At 61.8% G+C, this 26,334-nt stretch carries 19 protein-coding genes; 11 read left to right on the forward strand and 8 right to left on the reverse strand.

Annotated features, from left to right (window positions below):
* Positions 1-34 precede the first annotated feature (34 nt).
* From ACR0J1_RS09495 to ACR0J1_RS09510, 4 genes are all read left to right on the forward strand, one after another.
* Positions 35-1,234, forward strand: coding sequence for a TCR/Tet family MFS transporter (locus ACR0J1_RS09495; protein WP_480732415.1), 1,200 nt, complete (start codon positions 35-37; stop codon positions 1,232-1,234).
* 82 nt (positions 1,235-1,316) lie between these two features.
* Positions 1,317-2,411: a Zn-dependent alcohol dehydrogenase gene (locus ACR0J1_RS09500; RefSeq protein ID WP_480732414.1), complete on the forward strand. Its 1,095-nt coding sequence runs from the start codon at positions 1,317-1,319 to the stop codon at positions 2,409-2,411.
* An 18-nt stretch (positions 2,412-2,429) separates the two neighbouring features.
* Entirely contained in the window at positions 2,430-3,662 is a 1,233-nt protein-coding gene (locus ACR0J1_RS09505) for a mandelate racemase/muconate lactonizing enzyme family protein (RefSeq protein ID WP_480732412.1), read from the forward strand.
* Between the two features lie 111 nt (positions 3,663-3,773).
* Entirely contained in the window at positions 3,774-4,061 is a 288-nt protein-coding gene (locus ACR0J1_RS09510) for an ArsR/SmtB family transcription factor (RefSeq protein ID WP_480732735.1), read from the forward strand.
* A 5-nt stretch (positions 4,062-4,066) separates the two neighbouring features.
* On the opposite strand, the gene ACR0J1_RS09515 is transcribed toward ACR0J1_RS09510, so the two are convergent.
* Positions 4,067-7,063, reverse strand: coding sequence for a cyclic nucleotide-binding domain-containing protein (locus ACR0J1_RS09515; protein WP_480732734.1), 2,997 nt, complete (start codon positions 7,061-7,063; stop codon positions 4,067-4,069).
* 213 nt (positions 7,064-7,276) lie between these two features.
* Between ACR0J1_RS09515 and ACR0J1_RS09520 the strand changes: the two genes are divergently transcribed.
* Complete coding sequence (locus ACR0J1_RS09520; RefSeq protein WP_480732733.1) at positions 7,277-7,666, forward strand: DUF3307 domain-containing protein; 390 nt, start codon at positions 7,277-7,279, stop codon at positions 7,664-7,666.
* Between the two features lie 3 nt (positions 7,667-7,669).
* On the opposite strand, the gene ACR0J1_RS09525 is transcribed toward ACR0J1_RS09520, so the two are convergent.
* A complete protein-coding gene (locus tag ACR0J1_RS09525; protein ID WP_480732732.1) occupies positions 7,670-8,128 on the reverse strand; it encodes an Lrp/AsnC family transcriptional regulator in 459 nt (152 codons plus the stop codon).
* Positions 8,129-8,273: 145 nt separating this feature from the next.
* Between ACR0J1_RS09525 and ACR0J1_RS09530 the strand changes: the two genes are divergently transcribed.
* Positions 8,274-11,654, forward strand: coding sequence for an indolepyruvate ferredoxin oxidoreductase family protein (locus ACR0J1_RS09530; protein ID WP_480732410.1), 3,381 nt, complete (start codon positions 8,274-8,276; stop codon positions 11,652-11,654).
* Here the strand turns inward: ACR0J1_RS09530 and ACR0J1_RS09535 are convergent.
* The 6 genes from ACR0J1_RS09535 to ACR0J1_RS09560 all read right to left on the reverse strand — a co-directional run bounded on the left by ACR0J1_RS09535 (position 11,651) and on the right by ACR0J1_RS09560 (position 18,844).
* Complete coding sequence (locus ACR0J1_RS09535; protein WP_480732408.1) at positions 11,651-12,955, reverse strand: NAD(P)/FAD-dependent oxidoreductase; 1,305 nt, start codon at positions 12,953-12,955, stop codon at positions 11,651-11,653. The two genes, ACR0J1_RS09530 and ACR0J1_RS09535, sit on opposite strands and share 4 nt — an antisense overlap.
* Positions 12,942-13,625: a TetR/AcrR family transcriptional regulator gene (locus ACR0J1_RS09540; protein WP_480732407.1), complete on the reverse strand. Its 684-nt coding sequence runs from the start codon at positions 13,623-13,625 to the stop codon at positions 12,942-12,944. The genes ACR0J1_RS09535 and ACR0J1_RS09540 overlap by 14 nt, the downstream gene beginning before the upstream one ends.
* Entirely contained in the window at positions 13,626-15,167 is a 1,542-nt protein-coding gene (locus tag ACR0J1_RS09545) for a trimethylamine methyltransferase family protein (RefSeq protein ID WP_480732731.1), read from the reverse strand.
* A 2-nt stretch (positions 15,168-15,169) separates the two neighbouring features.
* Positions 15,170-17,572, reverse strand: a complete 2,403-nt coding sequence (locus ACR0J1_RS09550) for a GcvT family protein (protein ID WP_480732406.1) — start codon at positions 17,570-17,572, stop codon at positions 15,170-15,172.
* 78 nt (positions 17,573-17,650) lie between these two features.
* The gene (locus ACR0J1_RS09555; RefSeq protein WP_480732404.1) at positions 17,651-18,280 is read right to left on the reverse strand and encodes a glutathione S-transferase family protein; all 630 of its coding nucleotides are present in this window, start codon (positions 18,278-18,280) and stop codon (positions 17,651-17,653) included.
* Between the two features lie 66 nt (positions 18,281-18,346).
* Positions 18,347-18,844: a class I SAM-dependent methyltransferase gene (locus ACR0J1_RS09560; protein WP_480732402.1), complete on the reverse strand. Its 498-nt coding sequence runs from the start codon at positions 18,842-18,844 to the stop codon at positions 18,347-18,349.
* A gap of 232 nt (positions 18,845-19,076) precedes the next feature.
* Between ACR0J1_RS09560 and ACR0J1_RS09565 the strand changes: the two genes are divergently transcribed.
* From ACR0J1_RS09565 to ACR0J1_RS09585, 5 genes are read left to right on the forward strand one after another with little or no spacing between them, the layout of a single operon-like run.
* On the forward strand, positions 19,077-20,849 hold the full coding sequence (locus ACR0J1_RS09565) for an ABC transporter ATP-binding protein (RefSeq protein ID WP_480732400.1): 1,773 nt from the start codon (positions 19,077-19,079) through the stop codon (positions 20,847-20,849).
* The gene (locus ACR0J1_RS09570; RefSeq protein ID WP_480732398.1) at positions 20,842-22,755 is read left to right on the forward strand and encodes an ABC transporter substrate-binding protein; all 1,914 of its coding nucleotides are present in this window, start codon (positions 20,842-20,844) and stop codon (positions 22,753-22,755) included. The genes ACR0J1_RS09565 and ACR0J1_RS09570 overlap by 8 nt, the downstream gene beginning before the upstream one ends.
* Positions 22,756-22,769: 14 nt before the next feature.
* A complete protein-coding gene (locus ACR0J1_RS09575) occupies positions 22,770-23,798 on the forward strand; it encodes an ABC transporter permease (RefSeq protein ID WP_480732396.1) in 1,029 nt (342 codons plus the stop codon).
* Positions 23,795-24,949 (forward strand): ABC transporter permease, encoded by a 1,155-nt coding sequence (locus ACR0J1_RS09580; protein WP_480732395.1) that lies wholly within the window; start codon positions 23,795-23,797, stop codon positions 24,947-24,949. The genes ACR0J1_RS09575 and ACR0J1_RS09580 overlap by 4 nt, the downstream gene beginning before the upstream one ends.
* Positions 24,946-26,301: a CoA transferase gene (locus tag ACR0J1_RS09585; protein WP_480732394.1), complete on the forward strand. Its 1,356-nt coding sequence runs from the start codon at positions 24,946-24,948 to the stop codon at positions 26,299-26,301. Before ACR0J1_RS09580 ends, ACR0J1_RS09585 begins: the two co-directional genes overlap by 4 nt.
* The last annotated feature ends 33 nt before the right edge of the window (positions 26,302-26,334 follow it).

The raw sequence follows: 26,334 nt of genomic DNA on the forward strand, positions 1-26,334 counted from the left end.
CGCTAGGGTCCGGTCAAACAAGTTTCGGACTCTCATGCGCCTGCCCTTTCTGTTTGTTCTTGGTACCGTGATGATCGACGCGATGGGCATCGGCCTGGTGCTGCCCATCATGCCGCAACTGATCGTCGAGGTGCAGGGCGGGACGCTGGCCACCGCCGCGATCTGGGGCGGCGTGCTCAGCACCGCCTTTGCGACCATGCAATTTCTGTTCGGTCCGGTTTTGGGCAATCTGTCGGATGCATATGGGCGACGCACGGTTCTGTTGGTCTCGCTTTTTGTTATGGCGCTGGATTATGTGGTGATGGCAGTGGCGGGCAGCATCTGGCTGCTGCTGGCGGGACGCATTATTGGAGGAATCACCGCAGCAACCCATTCGACCGCCGCCGCCTTCATGGCCGATGTGTCTAAACCCCATGAAAAGGCTGCGAATTTCGGCCTGCTGGGTGCGGCCTTCGGGCTGGGCTTTGTGCTGGGGCCGCTGATGGGCGGGTTGCTAAGCGAATTCGGCACCCGCGCTCCGTTCTGGGCCGCGGCGGGGCTGTCTGCCATAGGCTTCTTGCTGGGCCTGCTGGTGATGCCGGAAACCGTGACCGAAGAAAACCGTCGCCCCTTTCACTGGCGACGGGCCAACCCTGCGGGCTCGTTGCGCGCCATCGCAGCGCTGCCCGGTATCCGGCCGCTGCTGTGGGTCTATTTCCTCTACTCGATCTCGATCTATGTCTACCCGGCGATCTGGTCCTATTTCACACTCGAACGCTTCGGCTGGTCGCCACAGATGATCGGGCTGTCTCTGGCCGTTTACGGAATCGGTATGGCCGCCGTGCAAGGCGGCCTGATCCGCCCCGCCACCCGGTATCTGGGTGAGCGGGTCACCATCATCTGGGGCATGGCGTTCGAAATCGTCAGCTTCATCCTGCTGGCTTTTCTGACCAACGGCCTGATCGCACTGATGCTGATCCCCGTCACCGCCTTGGGCGCGGTGGTCACCCCTGCCCTGCAGGCCCTCATGTCCCGCGCCACACCTGACTCTCAACAAGGCGAGTTGCAGGGCGTGCTTGCGGCCCTGCACGCGCTGTCGATGATCATCTCGCCGTTGGTCATGACCAGTGTCTTCGCCCAGTTCGCGGGCCAGAACGCCCCGATCTATCTGCCCGGCGCGCCGTTCCTGCTGGCTTTGGTCCTGATGGCGGTCGGGTTGGTGATGTTCCTGCGGCCGCGCGCGGCTTTGGCATAACAACGACACTTTGATGGCGGATTCCGCCTTGCAGCTCTGGCGTTGACAGGTCACCGTGGCCTCAAACGGAACGGGGACAGACATGCAATCCATAAAAGCAGCCGTGTGCCGGGAGTTCGGCGCGCCTCTGGTGATCGAGGACATCCTGATCGCGCCACCCGGAATGGGCGAGGTCGAGGTCACGCTGGATGCCGTAGCGATCTGCCACTCGGACATTTCGTTCGCCAGCGGCGCATGGGGCGGCCACCTGCCCGCAGTATATGGGCATGAAGCCGCCGGGGTCATCTCGGCAGTCGGGGAAGGTGCCGAAGGGTTCAAGGTCGGTGATCCCGTCGTGGTAACCCTGATCCGCGCCTGCGGATCCTGTCCGTCTTGTGCGGGCGGCAAGCCAACCATTTGCGAGACACCCTACGACACGGTCAAAGGCCCCCTGCGCACCGCCGATGGCGGCGCACTGGAACAAGCCATGGCCTGCGGGGCCTTTGCCGAGAAGGTCGTAGTCAGCCATCGCCAGATCGTCAAAATCCCCGAAACCCTGCCCAAAGACCTCGCCAGCCTGCTGTCTTGCGGCGTGATCACCGGGGTGGGCGCTGCGGTGAACGCCGCCGGGCTACGCCCCGGGCAGGATGTGGTGGTGATCGGCGCGGGCGGCGTCGGGCTGAACGCCATTCAGGGCGCACGCATCGCCGGGGCCCGCCGCATCGTCGCCGTCGACATGACCGAGGACAAGCTGGAAATCGCCAAAGAATTCGGTGCAACCCACGGCGTTCTGGGCAGCCTCGACGCACCATGGAAGGCCGCCTATAAGGCCCTCGGAGGACGTGGCGCGGACGCAGTTCTGATCACCGTCGGCGCGATCCCTGCCTATGATCAGGCCCCGCGGTATCTGGGTCGGGGCGGCAAGGCGATCATGATCGGGATGCCGCATTCAGGGGATGTGTCCAGCTATGAACCCGTGGTGCTGGCCGCTTTGGGTCAGGGCATGGTCGGTTCCAAAATGGGCGACGTGGTGATTCAGCGGGATATTCCGTGGATGATCGACCTTTATGAACAGGGGCGGCTGAAGCTGGATGAGTTGATCTCGGGCCGCTGGTCGCTGTCACAGATCAACGAGGCAATCGAGGACACCAAATCCGGTTCCGCCAAACGCAATGTGATCATGTTCGACAGGGGCTGACCCCGAAAGGAGCGCCGCGTGAAACTGCAGGATCTCGATATCATCGTCACCGCGCCTCCGGCCCCCGGCTGGGGCGGGCGCTATTGGATATTGGTCAAGGTCACGACCGATACCGGCGTTATTGGATGGGGGGAATGCTATGCCTCGTCCGTTGGTCCCGAGGCGATGACCCATGTCATCCGCGACGTGTTCGAACGGCACATGCTGGGCGAAAACCCCGAAAACATCGAACTGATGTTCCGCCGCACCTATTCCAGCGGCTTCACCCAGCGCCCCGACCTGACGGTGATGGGCGCGTTTTCAGGGCTCGAGATCGCCTGTTGGGATATCCTCGGCAAGGACCGGGACCGCCCGGTCTATGCCCTGCTGGGCGGGCGGATGAACGACCGTATCCGGGCCTACACCTACCTCTACCCTCTGCCGCAGCATAATCTGACCGATTTCTGGACCTCGCCGGAACAGGCGGGGGACTGCGCCGCCGAGATGGTGCGGCGTGGCTATACCGCCGTCAAATTCGACCCTGCGGGGCCTTACACCATCCGCGGCGGGCATATGCCTGCGATGACCGATATCTCGCTGTCTGTGGCCTTCTGCAAAGCCATCCGCGAGGCCGTGGGCGACAAGGCCGATCTGTTGTTCGGCACCCACGGGCAGTTTAACACGGCGGGCGCGATCCGGCTGGGTCAGGCGCTGGAACCCTATTCACCGCTCTGGTTCGAGGAACCCACACCCCCCGACATGATCGAGGATATGGCCCGCGTCGCCCGCAACGTCCGCATCCCCGTGGCTACCGGCGAGCGGATGACCACCAAGGCCGAATTCGGCGCAGTTCTGCGCGCCGGAGCCGCCGAAATCCTGCAACCGGCACTGGGCCGTGCCGGCGGTATATGGGAGATGAAGAAGGTCGCCGCGATGGCAGAGGTTTTCAACGCCCAGATGGCCCCGCATCTTTATGCCGGGCCGGTGGAATGGGCCGCCAACACCCATCTGGCCGCCTCGATCCCTAACCTTCTGCTGCTGGAAACCATCGAAACGCCGTTCCACGATCAACTGATCAAGGGGGCGATCCGGGTCGAGAACGGGTTCGTCACCCCGCCGAGCGCCCCGGGTCTTGGTATCGAAGTCGACGAGGCGCTGGCCCGCGCCAACCCCTATACCGGTAAAGACCTGCACCTGCAGATGCAGGAGGAGCCCTGTGATTACGCCAACGGAAATGCCTTTCAGGGTGGTGCCCCGGCAACCGAGGGGTGACAATCTGCACCCCGATAGGGCATATTGATCAAACCCCTAAGTCATATTGGCTATTCCGTGACGACGCAAAACCTCGATACCAAGACCCCGCCCGACGACACCACGGCCGAGATGCAGGAAAGCGCGGCCCAAGCGACTGCGTTTCTGAAAGCACTGGCCCATGAGGGCCGCCTGATGATCCTGTGCCACCTTGGCGAAGGCGAGCGATCAGTCGGAGAGCTTGAGGCACTTCTGGGGATGCGGCAGGCGGCGGTTAGCCAGATGCTGGCCCGCCTGCGCGAAGAGGGGCTGGTGAAAGCGCGCCGCGAGGGCAAGGCGATCTACTACGCGCTGAATGATGGCAAGACCGCGCAGGTGATCGGCCTGCTTTACAGTCTGTTCTGCAAACCCGGCACTTAGCCCAGTCAGTTCGAGACGTAGCCCGAAATCACCTGCAACAGCTTGAACGCCGTGGCCGCATCGTTTTCGACCACCGCCAGGAATTCCTCTTCACCGATGCGCAGGCAGGACAGGTCGGTTTCGGCGATCATGCTCAGGGCGCGCGGTTCCTTGCGGATCAGCCCCAACTCGCCGACCAGCGCGCCCGGACCAACGGTCGTGATCAACTGATCCGCGCCGCCGGGCTGCGGCAGGTAAAGACCGGCCTCGCCTTCAAGAACAACATAGGCCCCATCGGTCGGCTGATCGTCCTTGAGGAACACCACCTGCCCCGGCTTGGCGTCAAACCAACGCGCGCCAAATGCCAGCAGACGAAGCTGGCGGCGATCCAGACCCGAGAACAGCGGCGTTTGTTCCAGCGCGCGCAGTTTGCGTACCAGATCGGCCGAGGCGGCACCGTCGCCTTCGATATCGGTGGGTCCTTCATCCGTCACCACCCGACCTTGCCGAATTTCCACATGCATGTCGAATACATCCGGGTTCTCGAACTGATCGTTCAGATAGATGACGGTGGCATCCGGCAACAGCTCGCGCAGGTTCTTGTAGACCGCCACCTGAGTCTGCATGTCATAGCTCGCCAGCGCGTTTTCCAGAATTAGAATGTCCGGCTTCTTGATGGTGGCCCGGGTGAAGGCCAGCGGTTCGGCAAAGACCGCAGGCAGGTTCTGGCCGCCCAGCGCGACGGGTACGTCGTAGATCAATTCGACCACCATCGGACGCGCGCCATGTTCGGCCAGCACGTCCACGATCAGCTTGCGTGCCTCGTCCGTGCGTGCGCCGCCGATCTGACTGACCTTGCCGAACAGGGCGTTTTCCATCACCGTCAGGCCGGGGGCACAGGCGGTCTCGTCCAGCGGTACAAAGACGTTGTGCAAACGCTCCAACAGCTTTTTCGAATGGCTGTGGCGCAGCTCCAATATGCGGTTCTTCAACTCGTCTGAGAAGGCCGGGCCGATCTGTTCTGCCGAGATCACAAAAGGCACCGCCAACAGAGTAGCCAACTGTTCGTCATCCAGCCCGCTGACGCCTTCTTTGCGGGTCCGCTCAACCAGTTCAACCGCGGTCTCGTAGGTCTGTGCCTCAAGCCCCAGCTTGCGGAACAGGGGATGGTCGGTGCCGTCCAGCCCGAAGATCTGGCGCAGCATTTCGATCACATCCCGGGTCAGATTTGCAAGGGTCTGGTCTAGCCCAAGTTCCCGCAACTGCCCCAGAAACACCGTCTGCTGCGCTAGCAGTTCCTGCGTGACTGGAACGCAAGGGGTGGCGAACAACAGGTTTTCAGCCACAGGCAAGGCCGGGTTATATGTGCACTGATCAAACACCAGCGCCTGTTGTTCCAGCCCTGCATCGCGGACCGCCTTTTGCACCAGCGGACGCAGTTCGATCAGCTTGGCCGCCAACTCGGGGCGCTCATCTGCGTTGAACACCTGCTCGGCCCCCCGCTGAAACAGCGCCGCCCCCGAGCCCATGCCGTCGATCAGTTGCAGCCACCATTCGCGCAGGCGGCTGGAATCATCGAAACCGGCAAGGCTGGGGTCCAGCCATTCGACGCTGAACGGGTCGCTGCTGTTGCCGGCGCGCAGGGTCTCGGGGAAGCCCGGATCTTCGGTCGAGGTCGATAGAGGTCGCGACCGCATCGGCATCATGACATTTTCCCCAAGAGTGCCCTGAAACATGACCGGTCGCGAGGTCGCCAGACCGATCCGCGCGGCCACGACGCTTTGGTGCAGCCCGGCCAGATTGACGCCACCCACCTCGACCCGGCCCGAGGTGGGCAGAATCTCGCGCGTCAGCAATTCGGTCAGCGCCAGGCGGTCTTCTTCGCTGGGGGCCGAGATGCCGATGGTCTTGCTGGCGGGGAAGGTCAGCTCCAGATCATCCAGCACCTGATTGCCGTCGATATCACGGACCGAGACGTGGTTCAGAACGATATCGCCGGTCAGATGTGGGCGGCTCTCGGGCTCGCCATCGAACAGGGTCTCGTCGATCATGCCATCGGGGGCGAAGCGTTCAATCACGACCTCCCACCGCAGCGACATATCCTGCGTCTGGTTGTAATAGGTCAGCAACTCCTTCCACGGAGAACTCAGGTCTTTATACGCCGCAAGCGCCGCGACCAGCGCCCCCAGCGAGACCGAGCCCTGCAGCACCAGAAACCCGCCCACCAGATAGAACATGAAAGGCGTCAGCTGCGAGATGAAGTTATTGATGAACTTCATGAAGAATTTTTTCTGGTAGATCTCGAACCGGATGCCAAACAGCCGTCCCAGCTGATCCGAGATCATCGCCCGACGATACCGCCACCCGCCATTGGCCCGCAGGGTCGAGGCACCGGCCGCGTTTTCTCCGATCTGCGCGGCTAGGATGCGGACCTCTTGAATGCGCTTCTTGTTCAGCAGGTTGATCTGGCGTTGCAGGCGCGGAATCAGCCAGGCCTGCAACGGGATCAGCGCCACCGCCGCCAGTCCGAACCAGACACTTTGCAGAAACAGGAAAGACAGGATGGTGATCATCTGCCCGGCCTGCAGCACCGGCTGGCTGATCGCATCGCCCATAAGCCCGCCCATTGGTTCGCTTTCGGCGGTGATCATCGACACCATCTCGCCCTGGCTCACCCGTTCGAAATAGGGTTGCGGAAAGCGCAGCGCGCGGCTGATCAGTTGATACCGGAACCGGCGCAACATCCGTTCGCTCAGCACACCTTTCATAGTGTTGATGCGCATCTTCATCAGACCATGGGCCAGCACCGCAGCCAGAAACGCAAAGCACAGGATCATCAGAAACGTGGTCTGCTGCAGGCTATAGCCCCAGACATTGACGATCTGGCTCGAGGCCCCGATCGCGTCGTTGATGATCCGCTTGGGCAGTTCCAGCGTCAGGTACAGCAACGGGAACAGCGTTGCCGTCACGGCCAGCAGGATCAACTGGTCGCGTTTGGAATATTTCCAGATGAACCGAAAAATCGTTCGTTCTATGGAACCCGCCCCGCTTTTGATCAGCTGCTCAAATTGATGTTTTTGCTGTGAATACAACGGCCCGAATTTACCGCAATCGTGTCGGGCGACGCAAATGAATTTCCAAACTACGCCCAATTCGCCTTGTGTGAACAAGTTCATTTGCGCGGCAGGCGATTACCCCCTAAGCTTCCGATTCAGGACGATATCGGGAGGATTCATTTGCCTGCCAGTTATGGCACTGTGTTTCTGTTGCTTTGCCTGCTTCAGATCAAACATATGTTTGCCGACTATTATTTGCAGACGCCCAAGATGCTTTCGGGGCGGGGCTCGTATCTCCATATGGGACGCGCACAACATGCAGCCGTGCATGTTGTGGGTTCCGTCATTATCTTTGCTTTGTTTCGGGCGCCGGTTGAATTCATCCTGATCATCGCCGCGCTGGAGTGGATCGTCCATTTCCACATTGATTTCGCAAAGGCCAACTATTCCGACCGTAAGAAACTGCAACCCAATCAACCAGCATTTTGGCGGGCAGCGGGTCTGGACCAGCTTTTTCACAATCTGACCTATATCGGCATGGCCTGGGCCTGGGTAGCGTTCGCCACCTGAACGTCATGGCACCACAGGCCGGTTCCGCTTGATCGTCCGCAATACCACATTGGTCTGCGCACTGGCGACCGCGGGCAAATGAAACAGGAAATCCTGCAAGAACACGTTATAGGCCGCAAGATCTCGGCACAGTACCCGCAGGTGGTAATCGGCCTGCCCAGTCGTGGCGTAACATTCCTGCACCTCAGGACTGGTTTCGACCGCCCGGATAAAATCGGCGATCTTCTCGCGGTCGTGCCGGGTCAGATGCACGTGAACGATGGCCTCGAACGTCAGACCCATTTCAACAGGGTTCACGACCGCGCCATAACGCTCGATAAGACCTGCTTCTTCCAGCGCGCGGACACGTCGCCACAGGGCCGAGGCCGACATGCCCACCACATCAGCGAGATCGGCATTCGAAATCCTGCTGTCCGTTTGCAGCAGGGCCAGTATGCGGCGGTCTCTGTCGTCCAGCTGCATCGCCACGGAAAATCCTTTCGATTTAGACCATCATAGTGAACAATAATTTCATCAAACCTGCAATGCATCGGTCAGACTGGCACAACTCTTCAACTGGATTGAATTATGCTTCCTCAAACCCACAGCCAATCCAACGGATCAAGCCATGAGCCAACACGAGACCCCCCGCACCTATCAGCTTGAAGACCGTTATGTGCTGGATCAGGGTCGGGTTTTTCTAACCGGAACGCAGGCGCTGGCGCGGATCATGATGGATCAGGCCCGGCGCGACCGGGACGCCGGATTGAACACGGCGGGGTTTGTTTCTGGATATCGTGGCTCGCCACTGGGCGGGCTGGATCTTGAGCTCTGGCGCGCCAAGGAACGGCTGAAAACCGACCGTATTACGTTCATGCCTGCGGTGAACGAAGACCTCGGCGCAACCGCCGTGCTGGGGGCGCAACAGGCCACGCTGGACCCGCATTGCGAGGTCGAGGGTATTTTCTCGATGTGGTACGGCAAGGGCCCGGGCGTCGACCGATCAGGTGACGCGCTGAAACACGGGAACGCCTACGGCTCGGCCCCGAAGGGCGGCGTGTTGGTCGTGGCCGGTGATGACCATGGCTGTGTTAGTTCCTCGATGCCGCACCAGTCGGATGTGGCCTTCATGGCGTGGTTCATGCCGACGCTGAACCCGGCCTCGGTCGAGGAATATCTGGAATTTGGCGAATACGGCTTTGCCCTGTCCCGCTTTTCCGGGACATGGGTCGGGTTCAAGGCGATCTCGGAAACGGTCGAAAGCGCCCGGTCGGTCGACCTGCGCCCCGACCGTGAATTCACCCTGCCCCAGATCGACCTTCCCGAACGCGGCTTGCATGTGCGCACCGCCGACCTGCCCTCGCCCGAGATCGAAACCCGCATCCAGCACAAGCTGCGCGCCGTGCGGGCCTTTGCCGAAGCCAACCCCATCGACCGGCGCATCTATGACATCGACAACGCCAAGTTCGGGTTTGTCACCACGGGCAAGGGGCATCTCGACCTGATGGAGGCCCTGCGTTTGCTGGGTCTGGATGAGGCCGCTTGCCGCCGTCTGGGCATCGACATCTACAAGGTTGGCATGGTCTGGCCTCTGGCCCGCCGCAACGCGCTGCGGTTCGTGAAGGGCAAGGCCGAGGTGCTGGTCGTCGAAGAAAAACGCGGCATCATCGAAAGCCAGTTCAAGGAATACTTCTATGACTGGCCCGGCGATAAGCCGCAGAAGATGGTGGGCAAATATGACAGCCATGGCGAGCCGCTGATCCCCTGGACCGGAGAGCTGAGCCCGCTGATGCTGGCCCCCATCGTGGCCGCGCGTCTGGACACCTTCTTTCCCGAAGAAAACCTGCCCGCCAAGGCACAGGCTTTGACCGAAACACCCCCGCCCCTAATCAACGTGCCGGGGGCCGTGCGAACGCCCTATTTCTGCTCGGGCTGCCCGCACAACACCTCAACCAAAGTGCCCGAAGGCTCTACCGCAGCCAGCGGGATCGGCTGTCATGTCATGGCCTCCTGGATGGACCGCGAGACGGTGGGTTATGCGCAGATGGGTGGCGAAGGTGTGCCGCAAGTGGTGGCCTCGCAATTCAACGGCGGCAAGCATATCTTCCAGAACCTTGGCGAAGGGACGTGGTACCATTCCGGCAGCCTCGCGATCCGGCAGGCCGTCGCGGCGGGGACGAATATCACCTACAAGATTCTCTACAACGATGCGGTGGCGATGACCGGAGGACAGCCGGTGGACGGGCCGGTCAGCGTCGCGGGCATTGCCCAGACCTGCCGTGCCGAAGGCGTGGACCGCATCGCGCTGGTCTCGGACGATATCACCAAGTTCCGCCGTTCTGACTTCCCCGCCCGCACCACATTTCACGACCGCGCCGAGATGGATACCCTGCAGCGCGAGTTGCGCGAGATCCCCGGCGTCACCGTTCTGATCTACGAACAAACCTGTGCCACCGAAAAGCGCCGCCGTCGCAAGCGTGGCACGCTTGAGGACCCGCAAAAATTCGTCTGGATCAACGATCTGGTCTGCGAAGGCTGCGGCGATTGCTCGGTCGCGTCGAACTGCCTGAGTGTCGAACCGCGCGAGACCCCTCTGGGCCGCAAGCGCAAGATCAACCTGAGCTCCTGCAACAAGGATTTTTCCTGCCTGAACGGGTTTTGCCCCAGCTTCGTGACCGTCGAAGGCGCGACGCGGCGCAAGCGGGTCGTCGAGTTGGATCTGCACGCGCTGGAGGCCGACCTGCCGCCCCCCGACCTGCCCGAGCTGAACACACCCTTCGATCTTCTGGTCACCGGCGTCGGCGGCACCGGTGTTGTCACGGTTGGCGCGCTGATCACCATGGCCGCGCATCTGGAAGGCAAAGGCGCCTCGGTTCTGGATTTCACCGGGTTCGCGCAGAAATTTGGAACTGTGCTGAGCTACATTCGTCTGGGCACCGCCCCCGATGCGCTCAATCAGGTGCGCATTGATCAAGGCGCTGCGGATGCGGTGATTGGCTGCGACGTGGTGGTCAGTTCGGCCCCCAAAGCCTCGGCCCACTACACTCATGGCACGCAGGTTGTGCTGAACCGGGCCGAGATGCCCACCGGCGATCTGGTGCTGCGACGCGACGCGCAATTGCGTGTCGACGCGCGGGAACAAGCCATCGCTGATGTGGTGGGGGCCGACAATCTGACCGGGCTTGACGCAAACTCCATTGCCGAGGCGCTGCTGGGCGATGCGGTGTTTGCCAATGTCATCCTACTGGGCTTTGCATGGCAGAAGGCGCTGGTTCCAGTCTCACACAGTGCGCTGGCGCAGGCCATCCTGCTGAACGGCGTCGCGGTTGAAAAGAACCGGCTGGCCTTTGCGCTTGGCCGCTGTCTGGCCGCCGATCCAGACCGGGTTCAGGGCCTGACCCGACCGACACCACCCGAGGAGACGCTGGACCAACGGATCGCCCGCCGCGTCGCCTTTCTGACCGATTATCAAGACGCCGCCTATGCAGAACGCTATTCCCGGCGGATCAAGAGCATCCGTGAGGCCCACCTGGAAACCTCCGATCAGATTGTCGATTCAGTCGCCCGCAACCTCTTCCGTTTCATGGCCTATAAGGATGAGTTCGAGGTTGCCCGGCTGCAGACCTCCTCGGCCTTCACCGATGAACTTGCGCAGCAGTTCGAGGGCGCGTTCAAAACGAAATACCATTTCGCCCCGCCGATGCTGAGCTTGCGCAAGGACGCGCGTGGCCGTCCGATCAAACACACATTCGGGCCGTGGATGCGCCCCGTGCTGACCGCACTGGCCCGCGCCAAGGGGCTGCGCGGCAAGGCTTGGAACCCGTTCGGCTACCATTCCGAGGCCCGGCTGCATCGTGATATTCTGGCTTGGTACGAAGCGATGCTCGACCGGCTCCTGACATACCCCGAGGGCGACTGGCTGGAGAAACTGGCGGCAGCCGACGAGATCAGAGGCTATGGTCCGGTGCGCGCAGACAGCTTTGCGGCTGCGCGTAAACAGGCGAGTTAACCCAGAACCGAGAAGCTGCTTTCGGAATTGATCGGGCGCTTGCGCGAATAAAAGCCCACGTCGATGCTGCGACCGATATAGGGCAGTTCGAACTGCAGCGGTTGTGCGTCGTGGTCTGACCCACCTTCGACATAGTCGATCAGCGCGGCCATCATCTTGCCCGCAATCGGCGCGTTCTTGTACTGGTTCCCGCTGGTGCCGCAGGCCATGTAAAACCCCGGCAGGCTGGATTTGTCATAGATCGGAATCCAGTCCGTCGACGCGTCATAGAGGTCCACCACCCCCCGCGTTTTCGACGGAATCCCGAGCGACGGCACCCGCTGCGCATAACGCATCGCCTGTGTCGTCCATTGGTCGGTGAAATCGCGGTTGTAGTGCATGTCATCCTCGCACCATTGATGCGGGTCGCAGTCGGGGTCCTCAGACCCTATCAGGATATGGTTGCCATGCTCGGGCCGGCAATAAAGCGCGATGTCGCTGTCGGATACGATGGTCCCCTGATTTTCGAAATCGAACCCCTCGGGTGCGGGCACATGCACGACCTCCTGTCGCAGTGGGCGGGTCTGGATAGTCATGTCATCCAACACGCCCGCCATCCGGTTGATGATGGCCGAGCCCGGCCCTGCGACGTTCACGACGACTTTGGAATGGATCTCCTCGCCCGAGGCCAGCCGTACGCCGGATACCCGGCCCCCTTCGGTCAGGATTTCGGTCACTTCGGCCCCAGTCCGCACCTGTGCCCCACGCAGTTTCGCCGCGTCGATCAGGTTTTGCGCCGACAAGGCCGGGTCCGTCACATAGCCCGCCTTGGGCCAGAACACCGCACCCTGCATCCGGCGGCCGTTGGGTTGACCAAAATCCGGGTCATCCATGCGTTTGGCCGGTGCAAAACTGTCGAGCGCATAGATCGGCAGGCGATCGGTGATCTGATCCGGGGTCCAGTCTTCGAAGGGACAATCCAGCTCAGCACTGTAAGCCTTGTGTTTGTCCAGAAACCCGTTGGCCTCGGTCTTCATCACTAGACAGCCGGTTTGCCGGAATTGCGCCAGATTGGCCCCGTCGGACAGGCCCAGATAGGCGGCCCAGTCGCGCCAGTAATGATAGCCCTCCCATGCGAACGCGGTGCCATCGAATGTCGAGTAATGCATCCGGATAATCGCGCAGGACCCCGCGGTCGAGCCGTGCCCGACCTGCGCGTTGCGGTCCAGCGACAGGGTTTTCCAGCCCGCCTTGGTCATCTCGAACGCGATGGCGGCGCCGATGACACCGGTGCCGATGATGATTGCGTCAGGTTGGCTCATGATCTTCCCCCTGCCAGAATTGCCGTACATAGATGCTGAACTCGTCGATCTCTTCGGGGCGCGGCTCAACCCCGGTGAAGACGTAGAGATAATGCGGCACCATCGCCAGACGCGCCGCCATCGGTTCGTTCAGCTGCGCAAGGTCGTACCCGATCTGCATGTAATACAGCACGCGCGCGCGGGTTTCGGCCTCGGTCTCGGCATATCCGAACCTGGTGAACATGGCGCGCAGGGCCGCAAGCCGCCGCGCATCGGACTGGTCCAGCATCCGCCGCACCTTGCCCGACCGCCGCGCCCAGTCGCGCACAGCGAAATCCAGCGCGGTGTCGAACAGCTCGGTGTTCACCACACAGCGATGCACATTGCAGACCGCCGCCGTGATCGTCTGCGCCGGGGCCTCGGCCTGCGCGATCAGCGCCGCCGTATTCGTCGCCTGCCAGCGCGCCAGCAGGGCATCCAGCAGCTCTTGCCGGGATTTGAAATACCAATAGAAGGACGACCGCGACACCGCCATCCGCGCAGCCAGATTCAGCACCTTGACCTGCTCGACCCCGTCCGAGATCAGTACGTCCATCGCCACGTTCAGCCAGTCGTCGCGCGTGACCTTGATGTTGCCCACCAGAGGTTCGGCATCGGGGTCGTCTCGGTGGAGGAGGGGTTTGCTGGTCATTCAACTCTCCGGCGGGGCGCCGCCCTCGGCGGTGCGTTTGGCGATGAAATCGTGCAGAGCACCAAGCCCGCTGGTTTGCGCTGGTGCTTCGAAGTTCGCCAGAATGTCCTTCCACACGCCCGTTGCCCGTCGATTAGCATCGACCGAACCACGTTCGGACCACGTACCGAAATTGGCATAGTCGTGCAGGTGAGGTTCATAGAAGGCCGTATTGTAGCGCTCCATCGTCTGCGGGGTCGCAAAGAAATGCCCGCTGGGCTCCACGGCGCGAAGCGCGGTTTCAAAGCCGATTTCGTCGGCCCCGGCTTGCGCGCCCGCACACAGCTCGGCCACCATGTTCAGCACTTCGGCATCGCAGACCAGCTTCTCGAACGAGACGGTCAGACCGCCCTCAAGCCACCCGGCTGAGTGGATGATCACGGTCGCTCCGGCCATCAGGCATCCCCACAGGCCGAACTGGTTTTCATTCGCTGCCTGCACGTCATTGGCGTTCGAGGCCGACCCCGCCGCCGATCGCCATGGCAACCCCAGATGCCGCGCCAGTTGCCCCGCAGCCAGCGAGGCCTGAAAATGCGAGGGCGTGCCGAAGGCGGGCGCACCGGACTTCATGTCCACATTGCTGGTGAAGGTGCCATAGCAGACCGGCGCGCCGGGTTTGGTCAACTGCGTCAGGGTCAACGCCGCCAGCGCCTCGGCATGAGACAGGGTGATGGCCCCGGCCACCGTGATCGGTGCCATAGCACCCATCAGCGTAAACGGCGTGATGATGGACATTTGCCCGTGACGGGCAAAGTCGATCAACCCCTGCGCCATCGGGATATCCAGCGTGCGCGGGCTGTTGGTGTTGATGATCGTGTAGCAGTGCGGATGGGCGCGGAAGTCCTCATCGCTGAGCCCCCGCGCAATGGACAGCATCTCAAAGCAGTCCGTCACCTGCGGGGTCCCACGCGAAAAGAAGAACGGGAACTTGTCCGTTAACTCCATCTGCGCCTGCGTGGTGAAATAGTGGCGCAGATTGGTCGGCACATCCTGCGGCTCGACCTGGGGCGAGATCATCTGAAAGACGTCGAAGTAGTGCGTGAGCTTCAGGAACTCCAGATAATCCTGCCCTGTCGCGGGTCGCCGCCCACGTTCCAGATCGGTCGCATTCGGGGCACCTGCCCCGGGCTGGAACACCAGACTGCCCAGTTCCAGCGTAAAATCACGTTTCCGAGCCCCTGCGCGGCAATTGATGGATTTCGGGGCCGAGGCCACGGCGACCTCGACGATGTCTCGACCCAGAAAGACCATCTGACTGTCTTCATCGACCTTTGCCCCGGCCTTGGCAAAAATCGCACGCGCCTCGGGCAGCAGGACCTTGATGCCTAGCTCTTGCAGCATCCGCAGGGCGGTTTCGTGCATGTCGGCGATCTGGTCTGCGGGGAACACCTCCATCTGCGGAAACGGGTTCCGCAATTGGCGGTAATTCACATCACGGTGGGGTTTAGGGGCATTTTCTGCCCCGCGCCCGCGTCGTCGACGTCGTCCACCCTCAGCGTCCATCATCAGCCCCGCATCGCCTTGCCCTGCGGGTCATAGGGCGACGCAGCAATGATCCGCGCGGGCCGTTCAACGCCCACCACATGCACCGACACCTCGGTCTCCGGCTCGGCCTTGTCGCGATTGACCAGAGCCATCGCAAGAGATTTGCCGGTGTAATGCCCGTACCCGCCCGAGGTCACAAAACCGACCCGCTCATCGCCAGCCCAGATCGGTTCATAACCGCTGGCATCCGCGTCCAACGCATCGACCTCCAACGTCACCTGTACCTGCGCGGGGCCATTGCCGTCGCGTTCGGCCAATGCCGCCTGCTTGCCGACGAAATCCTTGTCCCAGTCGATCCAGCGGTCCATACCCGTCATCCCGGGCGTATAGAGCTGCGTGAATTCCGCAGACCAGATGCCAAAGCTCTTTTCCAGCCGCGTCGATAGCATCGCGTTGAAGCCACATTCCCGGATGCCTTCGTCGGCCCCCGCCTCCAGCAGCATCCGGCGCAGTTTGACGTGGTCACCATAGCGGCAGTTGATCTCGTACCCTTTCTCACCGGTCACCGACATGCGGGCGACACGGGCGCGGACCAGACCGATATCGAAATCCCCGCAGCCCATGAATTTCAGGCCCGAGATGTCCTGTTCCGCCAGTTTCTCGACCACCGCCTGCGATTTCGGCCCGACCACGGCGAACCCACAGTATTCTTCGCCCAGATCACGAATGGCGACGCCGTCCATCATACGATCATCGAACCAACGCATGTGCCACGCCCGCAGGTAGTAGCTGCCCATGATCCACCAGGTGCCATCGCCCCAGTTCAGCACGGTCAGATCACCCTTGAGCCGCCCGTTCTCGCCCAGCATCGGGGCCAGCTTCGCCCGACCCGGCGTGGGCAGTTTCGAGGCCATCACCTTGTCCAACCACGCCTCGGCATTCGGGCCAGTGACCTCAAACCGCGAAAAGCCCGAGATATCCAGCAGGCCAACACCCTCGCGGATCACCTTGCATTCTTCGGCCACAATGTCGTGGGCGTTCGACCGCTTGAGCGTCGGCGTTTCCTCGAACCCTTTCGGCGCAAAGTACAGCGGTACTTCGAGGTCCCAGCTGACGCCCCATTTACATCCGGCCTCGGTCATCGCGTCATGCGCCGGGGCCATTTTCAGCGGGCGGCCTGCGGGGAGTTGCTCGTTCGGATAGGTCATCACGAAGCGGCGCGAATAGAACTGCCCTGTCGTCTCGCGAATATACCGCTTGTTCTGCGCGAAGTCGCCAAAGCGGGCCACGTCCATGGGCCAAGCATCGGCCTCTGGCTCACCATGGATCATCCACTCTGCCAGCGTCTTGCCAACGCCGCCGCCTTGCAAGAACCCGGCCATCACCGCACAGGCCGACCAATAGCCCCGCTTGCCCGGCACAGGCCCGACCAGAGGGTTCCCGTCCGGCGCAAAGGTAAACGCGCCGTTCACCCATGTCTTGATACCCACATTCTGAATCGACGGATACCGCTCAAAGCCCAACGTCAATTCGTTCTCGATCCGGTCAAGCTGTTCCTGAAACAGCTCCTCGCCATAGTTCCATGGCGCGCCGTCCATGGCCCAGTGTTCGTGTTCAACCTCGTAAATGCCGACCAGAACGCCCTTCTGATCCTGCCGCATATAGGTGAAGCCTTCCATATCCACAGTCATCGGCATCTCAAAATCCGCCGCTGCTACCTCGGGCACCGTATCGGTGATCAGATAGTGGTGCTTGAGTGGCGACACCGGCAGTTCGACCCCGGCCATACGCCCCACCTGTTTGGCCCAAAGGCCTGCAGCGTTGACCACATGCTCACAGGTGATGGTGCCCTTGTCGGTGACAACTTCCCACCCATCGGCCGTCTGCGTCAGGCTTTCGACCTTGGTTTCTTCATAGTATTCCGCGCCACGTTTCCGGGCCGCCGTGGCATAAGCCTGCACCGTTCCTGTGGTATCGATATACCCCTCGCGATCCGCCCACATCGCACCCAGCACGCCATCGGTAGACATGATCGGGCAGCGTTTCTGTGCTTCCTCCGGCGACAGCAACTCGCAATCATCAATGCCGATGGATTGGAAGATGCGATAGTTGGCCTGCAACCACTCCCACCGCTCGGGCGTGCCTGCCAGTGTCAAACCACCGGTCATGTGCAGGCCGATATTCTGGCCTGACTCTTTCTCGATCTCACTCAGCAAGTCGATCGTATAGGCCTGTAGCGACGCCATATTCGGATCAGCGTTCAGCGCATGGATCCCCCCAGCAGCGTGCCACGACGACCCCGATGCCAGACGCCGCCGCTCCAACATGACCACATCGGACCAGCCGAACTTGGCCAGATGATACAGAACCGAGGCGCCTACGACGCCGCCTCCGATAACAACAACGCGATACTGAGATTTCATCCCGACCTCCCCTCGGACGACATGGCAGGGACGCTAATCGTACTGTTCACTTCTGTCTAGACATTTCTGTCCAGCACTTCAGAGCTGCGCGCTGGGGCGCGCTTTGATAGCCTCGAACCACGCCTGTGTGGCAATGTTCTCGGCAGGAATACGCATCTTGATGACGCGGGCGAAATCCACGAACACAAAGGTCGAGATATCGGCAAGCGAGAACGCCTCGCCTGCGATAAACCGGGTTTCGCTGAGCCGGGTTTCCAGCAGATCGAAAAACGCCGCCACACGATCGCGCCCACGCTTTGCCAATTCCGGGATTTGCGCATAGCCCACAGGCCCGGGCAGTGCGCGGTTTTCAAACGATGGATGCGTGTTGCGCAACGCGTCGGCAATCGGTGCACCACCCTGTTGTTCAACGATAGCGTTCCACATCAGGACCGCGCCCTTCTCATCCGGTGTGCTGCCCATCAGCGTGGGTTCAGGGAAACGCGCCTCAAGATAGGCGGCGATACCGAGGTTTTCGGTCAGAACCGCGCCCTCATCCGTCACCAGAACCGGGATCGTGCCGCGCGGATTGACAGACCGGAACGCCGCACCCAATTGCTCGCCCTTGGCAATCGAGATGTCGCGGGTTTCGATCGTCAGCCCTTTTTCCGCGATGAACATCCGGGCCCGGCGCGGGTTCGGCGCGGTGGAGCAATCGTAAAACAGCATCTGGGGGTCCTTTCCTGCGGCTCAGGCCTCAGGCTAGACCACAATCCAGACCGGTGGAACCGGTGCCTAGCGGCGATAGATGAAACAACGCCCTTTAACCGCACCCTGCGGCAGGGGCAGTTCGGTCAGAGCGTCGAAATACATCCGGTCGCTGGACACCATCAACCCTCCGGGGGCCAGAAGCGGTTCGATAAGGGGTGAGACGAACCGGGCAAAGGCGTCGTTCTTTTCCCGATTGTGCCCGCCCAGATCAGCATGAATCAGGCTGGCCGAGGCTCCGAAACGGGCAACCGAGGCGGGCAGCGTTTCGCGCACATCGCCCAGAATCACCAAGTCCTCTGGCGGGGTCGAGTCGGGATGCGAAGCGACCGCGCGTTCGAACACATAGACCGGGCGGTCCTGAATATGCGTAACCATGTGGTGATAGGTCCGCCCGTTACCCAGCCCCAGTTCGAACACCGGGCCGGGCTGACCGGTCGTCTGCGCGATGGCGAAATCCAGGCAGGCGCGCTGCGACACCATACGGTCGATGAACAGGTCCAGACGGCTTTGCGTGTCGGTCACGGCGGGTTCTCTCCTTGATGGCGGCCTGAACCCCGGATGGGGCCAGTTGCGGCTTTGATGACAAAAACCCGGCGACTTGTGTAGGTGCAATGCCGCGTATTTCACGTTTCCGCGACAAATTCCCCTAAGAAGGTGTTTGACTAGCCCGCCCCAACCGCGCGAAACTGCGTCAAAAAAGTCAGGGAGATCAAAAGGCGATGCCAACCCACGGCCAACCGGGTGGAGAACCCGCATGACGGCGCTGTTGTCTGTCCGGGACCTGAGCATCGGCTTTGGCACGGGCGACTCTGTCGTCCGGAACGTCAGTTTCGATGTCGAGGCCGGGCAAACGCTTGCGCTGGTTGGCGAATCCGGGTCGGGCAAGACCATCTCGTGCCGGGCGGCGCTGCGCATTCTGCCGCGCACCGCGCAAATTCGCAGCGGCACTGTCCTGTTGAACGACTCGCATGGCACGGCGGACCTGACAAAGATCAGCGAACGTCAGATGCGGACCGTGCGTGGCAACCGGGTCTCGATGATCTTTCAGGAACCGATGCGGTCGCTGTCGCCGCTGCACAAGATCGGCAATCAGGTTTCCGAGGTCCTGTGGCTGCATCGCGGCGCATCCGAGGCGCAGGCCCGCAAAGAAGTTCTGACCCAGTTCGAACGCGTCGGTTTTCCCGATCCGCAGCGGGCGTATGACTCGTACCCGTTCGAGCTGTCGGGCGGGATGCGGCAGCGGGCGATGATCGCCATGGCCATGGTCGCCAAGCCCGAACTGCTGATCGCGGACGAGCCGACAACGGCGCTGGATGTGACCACACAGGCGCAGGTCCTGGGGCTGATCAAAGAGTTGCAGCGCGAAACCGGAATGGCACTGATCCTTGTGACCCATGATCTGGGCGTTGTGGCCAATATGGCCGAACAGGTCGTTGTCATGCACAAGGGCCGCGTGATGGAATCCGGGCCCGCCGCGCCCATCCTGAACGCCCCGGCCCATCCCTATACCAAACAATTGTTCGATGCCGCGCCCTCGATCCCTGATCAGGATACGGTCGGGCTGCCGATGCCCGACGAGGATCTGATCCTGCAGATGACCGGCGTGTCAAAAACCTATACCATGCGGTCCAGCAAGGGCTGGCAGGCCGACAAACTGATCCACGCCTGTCGCGGCGTCGACATGAAGCTGGCACGCGGCAAAACGCTGGCGATTGTCGGCGAGAGCGGCTCGGGCAAGACCACCGCCGCGCGCATCGCGTTGGGGGCCGAGCCTCCCGATCCGGGCGGCGAGGTTCTGTTTCGCCCCGCGCCCGACAGTGATCCGATCCGCGTTCATCAAATGACCCGCGCCGAGCGTACTGCCTTTCAGCGCAAAGCGCAGATGGTATTTCAGGACCCTTACAGCTCGCTCAGCCCGCGGATGCGCATTCAGGACGCGATGACCGAACCGCTGGAGATCCATCGGCTGGGCAATGCTGCCGAACAACGCGACAAAGCGGCCGAGATGCTGCAGCGGGTCGGCCTGAATGCCGATATGCTGAAACGCTATCCCCACGCGTTCTCGGGGGGTCAGCGTCAACGTCTGTCGATTGCGCGCGCCATGATGCTGGACCCGGCGCTGATTGTCTGTGACGAGCCGACCTCGGCGCTGGATGTGTCGGTGCAAGAGCAGATCCTGACCCTGCTGGAAAACCTGCAGGACAGTCTGAACCTGTCTTACCTGTTCATCTCGCACGATCTGGCCGTCGTGGCCCGCATCGCCGACGAGGTCGCAGTGATGCGGCAGGGTCTTGTCATCGAACAGGCCCCGCCCGAGACCCTATTCTACAATCCCCACCACCCCTACACCAAGGCACTGATCGCTGCCCAGCCAGAGCCCGACATCAATCGCCCGATCGACCTGAAACTGGTCGCTTTGGGCGCGGGTTCGCCAGACAGTTGGGATGATGCCTTCCGATTTTCCGACTCCGTGGTACCTTCACTGGTAGAGATGGAGCCCGGCCATAAGGTACGTTGCCATGTTTAAGACCACTCATCGCTTGTTTCTGGCCAGTTCGCTGGCCTTTGTGGGGATGCTGCCCGCCACGGCAGAGATACCCTCGAACCTGCAGGAAAGCCCCTTCTGGCAGTCCGAGGTCGACAGCGGCGCCCTGCCGCCAGCGGCTGAACGTGTACCGCAGGACCCGCTGATCGTCGATCTGGGTGCCAAGGGCCGCGACTTTGGCACACAGGGCGGCACATTGCGTACCATGGTCACCCGGTCCAAAGATATCCGCCAGATGGTGGTCTATGGCTATGCGCGGCTGGTCGGCTTTGACCATGACTACAACATCGTGCCCGACCTGCTGGCCTCCTACGAAGATGAAGATAACCGCAAGTTCACACTGAACTTACGCCCCGGGCATAAATGGTCGGACGGCACCGCCTTCACCTCGGAAGATTTCCGTTATTGGTGGGAGGATGTGGCCAATAACGAACTGCTCAGCCCCTCGGGTCCGCCGGATTTCCTGATGGTCGAGGGCAAGCCCCCGGTCGTCAGCTTCCCCGATGAAACCACGGTGATTTTCGAGTGGGAGGACCCCAACCCGAACTTCCTGCAATCGCTGGCGCAGGCCCGTCCGCCGTTCATTTACCGGCCGTCAGAGTTCCTCAAGCAATATCATGAGAAATTTGCCGACGCCGAAGAGCTGGCTTTTCAGGTCGAAGATGCCCGCGTCAAAAGCTGGGCGGCGCTGCATAACAAGTTGGATAACCTCTATAAGTTCGACAACCACGAATTGCCGACGCTGCAACCGTGGCTGAACGCAAGCTCGGGCAAGAAGATCCGGCATAATTTCGTGCGCAATCCATATTACCACCGCATCGATTCCAACGGCACGCAACTGCCCTATATCGATGTGGTCGAGATGGAGATCGTGGCCCCTGGCCTTGTCGCGGCCAAGACCAATGCGGGCGAAAGCGATCTGCAGGGGCGCGGGCTGGCCTTCCGCGATGCCTCGATCCTGAAGAAGGGTGAAGCGGGCGGTGACTATAAAACCCTGCTGTGGAAAACCGGGGTTGCCTCGCAAATCGCGATCTATCCGAACCTGAATTTTGAGGATGAGGCATGGCGCAATGTGCTGCGCGATGTGCGGGTCCGCCGCGCCCTGTCGCTGGCCATTGATCGCAACACGATCAATCAGGCGCTCTATTTCAAGCTGGCGCAGCCCGGCGCGATGTCGGTTCTGCCGGCCTCGCCCTTCTATGACGCAGAAAACGCGCAGGCCTGGGCGCAGTATGACGTCGACGCGGCCAACGCCCTGCTGGACGAGGCCGGGCTGACCCAGCGCGACAAGGACGGCATCCGGCTGTTGCCCGATGGCCGCCCGATGGAGCTGGTGATCGAAACCGCAGGCGAGCGGCAGGAGGTCGAGAATGCCCTGCAGATCGTCACCGATACCTGGCGCGAAATCGGGGTCGATCTGGTCATGCGACCTCTGGACCGGGATATCCTGCGCAACCGGGTGTTTTCCGGCAATACCATGGCCTCGGTCTGGTTTGGCTGGGATGATGGGATTCCGCAGAACCATACCTCTCCGGCCTATCTTGCCCCGACCGATCAGGTGTTTCTGGCCTGGCCCAAATGGGGGCAGTATTACCAGACCGGCGGAGACGCCGGTGAGCCGCCCGACATGCCCGAGGCCGAACGCCTTATGACGCTGGCCCATGACTGGGAGATCGCGACCACCGACGAAGAGCGTCAGGCAGCATGGGCTGAAATGCTGGATATCCACGCCCAGCAGCTTTACGCCATCGGCATTCTGAACGGCGCACCCCAACCCATCGTCGTCTCGAACCGTCTGCGTAACGTGCCCGAACAGGCCATGTGGGCGTGGGAACCCGGCGCGCATTTCGGCATCCACCGCCCGGACGAGTTCTTCTTCGCCGACTGATCAGGAGCAGCTAAATGGTCATGCTGCGCTATGCGGTGTATCGCTTTTTCACGATGCTGCTGACGTTGTTGGTGGTGTCGGTGCTGATCTTCGTGATCATCAACCTGCCGCCCGGCGATTACCTCAGCAACCAGATCGCGGAATTGCAGGCCTCGGGCCAGTCTGCGGGCGTGGCCAAGGCCGAATTTCTGCGCAAGGAATATTCGCTGGATCGGTCCCTCCCGGAACAATACCTGATCTGGATGGGCTTCTGGCCGGGGCCGCATGGCTTCGAGGGGCTGCTGCAGGGCAATTACGGCTGGTCCTTTGAATTCGATCGCCCCGTGCGCGAGATCGTCGGCGATACGCTCTGGCTGACCGTTGTGGTCAATCTGGCGGCGATCCTGTTTGTTTACGCGGTAGCCTTGCCATTAGGGGTTCTGGCCGCCGCGAAATCGCGCACCTGGATCGACTATACCTCAGCTTTCGTCGGCTATCTGGGGCTGGCCACCCCCAACTTTCTGCTGGCGCTGATCCTGTTCTACTATGGCCATCGCTATTTCAACCTGCCGATCGGCGGATTGATGGATCCGTCCTTCGAGGGCGAACCGATGAGCTGGGAGAAACTGAAATCAATCCTGATCCACCTGATCGTGCCGACCTTCGTGATCGGCACGTCCGGAGCCTCGGCCATGATGCAGCGCCTGCGCGCGAACATGCTGGACGAGCTGGGCAAGCCTTATGTGGAAACCGCCATCGCCAAGGGCATGGCCCCGTCGCGGATGCTGACCAAGTATCCCCTGCGCGTGGCCTTCAACCCTTTTGTGGCCGATATCGGCAATCTGCTGCCTTCGATGGTCTCGGGCTCGGTTCTGGTCTCGGTCGTGCTGGGCTTGCAAACCATCGGCCCGACCCTGCTGACCGCGTTGAAAACGCAGGACCAGTTCCTGTCGGCCTTCATCCTGATGTTCGTGGCCCTGCTGACGCTGATCGGCACCATGATCTCTGACATCCTGCTAGTCATGCTCGACCCGCGCATCCGGTACGAGGGGCGCGAAGCATGACCGACAGACCTGACGACAGATATGTTGACGACGCCCCGTTCGACCCCCAAGCCTCGATCCAGCAACTGGAACGCGCGGACCTCGACGCGCCCAACTGGGTGCTGGTCTGGCGTAAATTCCGCACTCACAAGCTGGGCCTGATCTCGGGCATCTTCCTGCTGCTGTGCTATCTGATGCTGCCCTTCGCGGGCTTCATCGCCCCCTACGGCCCCAATGATCGGAACGGAGAGCACCTTTACGCCCCGCCCCAATCCGTCAACTGGTTCCACGAAGGCAAGTTCATCGGCCCCTACGTCTACCCCATCGTGGCCGAGGCCGATCTGGAAACCTTTCAATGGAAGTTCGTCCCCGACACCGAAGACCCTCGCCCCATCCGGTTCTTCTGCGAGGGGTCCGAATACAAGCTGGCTGGGCTTATCAAGTCAGACACCCACCTGTTCTGCGCCCCCGAAGGCGCGACGCTGTTCCTGTGGGGCTCGGACCGTCTGGGCCGAGACGTATTCAGCCGCATCCTCTATGGCGCGCAATTGTCGCTGACCGTGGGTCTGATTGGCATCTCGGTGTCGTTCTTCCTCGGCATCCTGTTCGGGTCGATGGCCGGGTATTTCGGAGGCCGCATCGACTGGGTCATCAACCGCGTGATCGAGGTTCTGCGCTCGCTGCCCGAGTTACCCTTGTGGCTCGCGCTGTCCGCCGCCGTGCCATCAAACTGGAGCCCCGTTGCGGTGTTCTTCATCATCTCGATCATCCTCGGCATTCTCGATTGGCCCGGCCTCGCCCGATCCGTCCGCGCCAAGTTCCTGTCCTTGCGGGAAGAGGAATACGTGCGCGCCGCCGAGATGATGGGCGCAAGTTCCGGCCGGGTGATCCGCAAGCACCTGCTGCCGAACTTCATGTCCCACCTGATTGCATCGGCCACCCTATCGATCCCTGCGATGATCCTTGGGGAAACGGCGCTCAGCTTCCTCGGCCTTGGCCTGCGGGCCCCTGCGGTCAGTTGGGGCGTCATGCTGAACGACGCGCAGAACCTTGCGTCGATCGAGATCTACCCGTGGACCGCAATCCCGATGCTGCCGATCATCGTAGTGGTGCTCGCCTTCAACTTTCTTGGTGACGGGCTGCGCGACAGCCTTGATCCCTATCAGCAATGAGCCTGCTTTCCGCCCTGCCCGCAACCGACAGCTATCAGGTCACAGGGACCGGAGCCCGCCCCAGCGCCTTCGCAGTATCTGAACTGGCCACGGCCAGCTTTGCCGCTGTGGGTCAGGAATTGGCCCGGTTGATGGTGGCGACCAATCTGGCGGACAAACCACCAGAGATCACCGTCGACCACCGCCTCGCGTCTTTGTGGTACGGTTTCTCCTTCAAGCCCGACGGATGGGACATGCCCAGCCTGTGGGATGCGATCGCGGGCGACTACAAGGCCGCCGATGGCTGGATCAGGCTACACACCAACCTGCCCCATCACCGCGCAGCCGCCCTCAAGGTGCTACAAGTCGCGGCGGACCGAGATGCCGTGACGCGCGCAATCAAGGACTGGTCCGTCTTCGATCTGGAAACCGCCATCGTCGCCGAGGGTGGCGTGGCCGCCGCCATGCGCAGCCGGTCCGAATGGCAGGATCATCCGCAAGGTCGCGCCGTAACCCGCGAACCACTGATCGGCTGGCAAGGCCCGCGCCACGTCACGCTGCGTGACCGGCCCGAGGCCACGACGACACGCCCTCTGGCTGGGCTGCGCGTGCTCGACTTGACGCGGATTCTGGCAGGCCCTGTTTCGACCCGAACGCTCGCCGGGTTTGGGGCGGATGTGCTGCGCATCGATCCGCCCGACTGGGATGAACCCGGAGTGATCCCCGACATCTCACTGGGCAAGCGCTGCGCCTATCTGGACCTGAAAGCGGCCGATGGGTTAGCACAGTTGAAAGACTTGCTGGCCCAAGCCGACGTACTGGTGCACGGCTACCGCCCCGGCGCGCTGGACGCGATCGGGCTGGACAAAGCCACCCGCGATCAACTGGCCCCCAACCGGATCGAGGTCACCTTGGACGCCTATGGCTGGCAAGGCCCCTGGGCCACGCGGCGCGGGTTCGATAGCCTTGTCCAGATGAGCGCCGGAATCGCCCACGCCGGGATGGAATGGGCCGGGGCTGACAAACCCACCCCGCTGCCCGTACAAGCGCTGGATCACGCCACCGGCTACCTGATGGCCGCCGCCGTTCTCTCGGCGATGACCGAGGCCGCCTCGGGCCAAACCGTAATGGACGCCCGCCTGTCGCTTGCCCGCACGGCCGAACTGCTGGCAACCCTCGCCAAAGGCAGCGCAGGTGAAGACATCACCCATGCGAACCCAGCAGACTACGGTGAAGAAACTGAGGCCTCAGGATGGGGTCCGGGCCACCGCCTGCAACCCGCCCTGACGGTTGGGCCTGCGCAGATGATCTGGCCACTGCCCGCCAGCAAACTCGGAACCTCAGACGCAATCTGGGCCAACCCCTCAACCTAGTGCACCCGCCGCGCGGAGCGCGGCCCGGCCCAA

It is taken from the genome of Ruegeria sp. CJ3 (genome assembly GCF_056536725.1).

Excerpts from the sequence above, each read along its gene's own strand:
- ACR0J1_RS09495 (WP_480732415.1), top strand. The coding sequence starts at position 35 with ATGCGCCTGCCCTTTCTGTTTGTTCTTGGTACCGTGATGATCGACGCG.
- ACR0J1_RS09530 (WP_480732410.1), top strand. The coding sequence starts at position 8,274 with ATGAGCCAACACGAGACCCCCCGCACCTATCAGCTTGAAGACCGTTAT.
- ACR0J1_RS09550 (WP_480732406.1), bottom strand. The coding sequence starts at position 17,572 with ATGAAATCTCAGTATCGCGTTGTTGTTATCGGAGGCGGCGTCGTAGGC.
- ACR0J1_RS09540 (WP_480732407.1), bottom strand. The coding sequence starts at position 13,625 with ATGACCAGCAAACCCCTCCTCCACCGAGACGACCCCGATGCCGAACCT.
- ACR0J1_RS09555 (WP_480732404.1), bottom strand. The coding sequence starts at position 18,280 with ATGCTGTTTTACGATTGCTCCACCGCGCCGAACCCGCGCCGGGCCCGG.
- ACR0J1_RS09535 (WP_480732408.1), bottom strand. The coding sequence starts at position 12,955 with ATGAGCCAACCTGACGCAATCATCATCGGCACCGGTGTCATCGGCGCC.
- ACR0J1_RS09510 (WP_480732735.1), top strand. The coding sequence starts at position 3,774 with ATGCAGGAAAGCGCGGCCCAAGCGACTGCGTTTCTGAAAGCACTGGCC.
- ACR0J1_RS09575 (WP_480732396.1), top strand. The coding sequence starts at position 22,770 with ATGGTCATGCTGCGCTATGCGGTGTATCGCTTTTTCACGATGCTGCTG.
- ACR0J1_RS09500 (WP_480732414.1), top strand. The coding sequence starts at position 1,317 with ATGCAATCCATAAAAGCAGCCGTGTGCCGGGAGTTCGGCGCGCCTCTG.
- ACR0J1_RS09585 (WP_480732394.1), top strand. The coding sequence starts at position 24,946 with ATGAGCCTGCTTTCCGCCCTGCCCGCAACCGACAGCTATCAGGTCACA.
- ACR0J1_RS09570 (WP_480732398.1), top strand. The coding sequence starts at position 20,842 with ATGTTTAAGACCACTCATCGCTTGTTTCTGGCCAGTTCGCTGGCCTTT.
- ACR0J1_RS09580 (WP_480732395.1), top strand. The coding sequence starts at position 23,795 with ATGACCGACAGACCTGACGACAGATATGTTGACGACGCCCCGTTCGAC.
- ACR0J1_RS09565 (WP_480732400.1), top strand. The coding sequence starts at position 19,077 with ATGACGGCGCTGTTGTCTGTCCGGGACCTGAGCATCGGCTTTGGCACG.
- ACR0J1_RS09545 (WP_480732731.1), bottom strand. The coding sequence starts at position 15,167 with ATGGACGCTGAGGGTGGACGACGTCGACGACGCGGGCGCGGGGCAGAA.
- ACR0J1_RS09525 (WP_480732732.1), bottom strand. The coding sequence starts at position 8,128 with ATGCAGCTGGACGACAGAGACCGCCGCATACTGGCCCTGCTGCAAACG.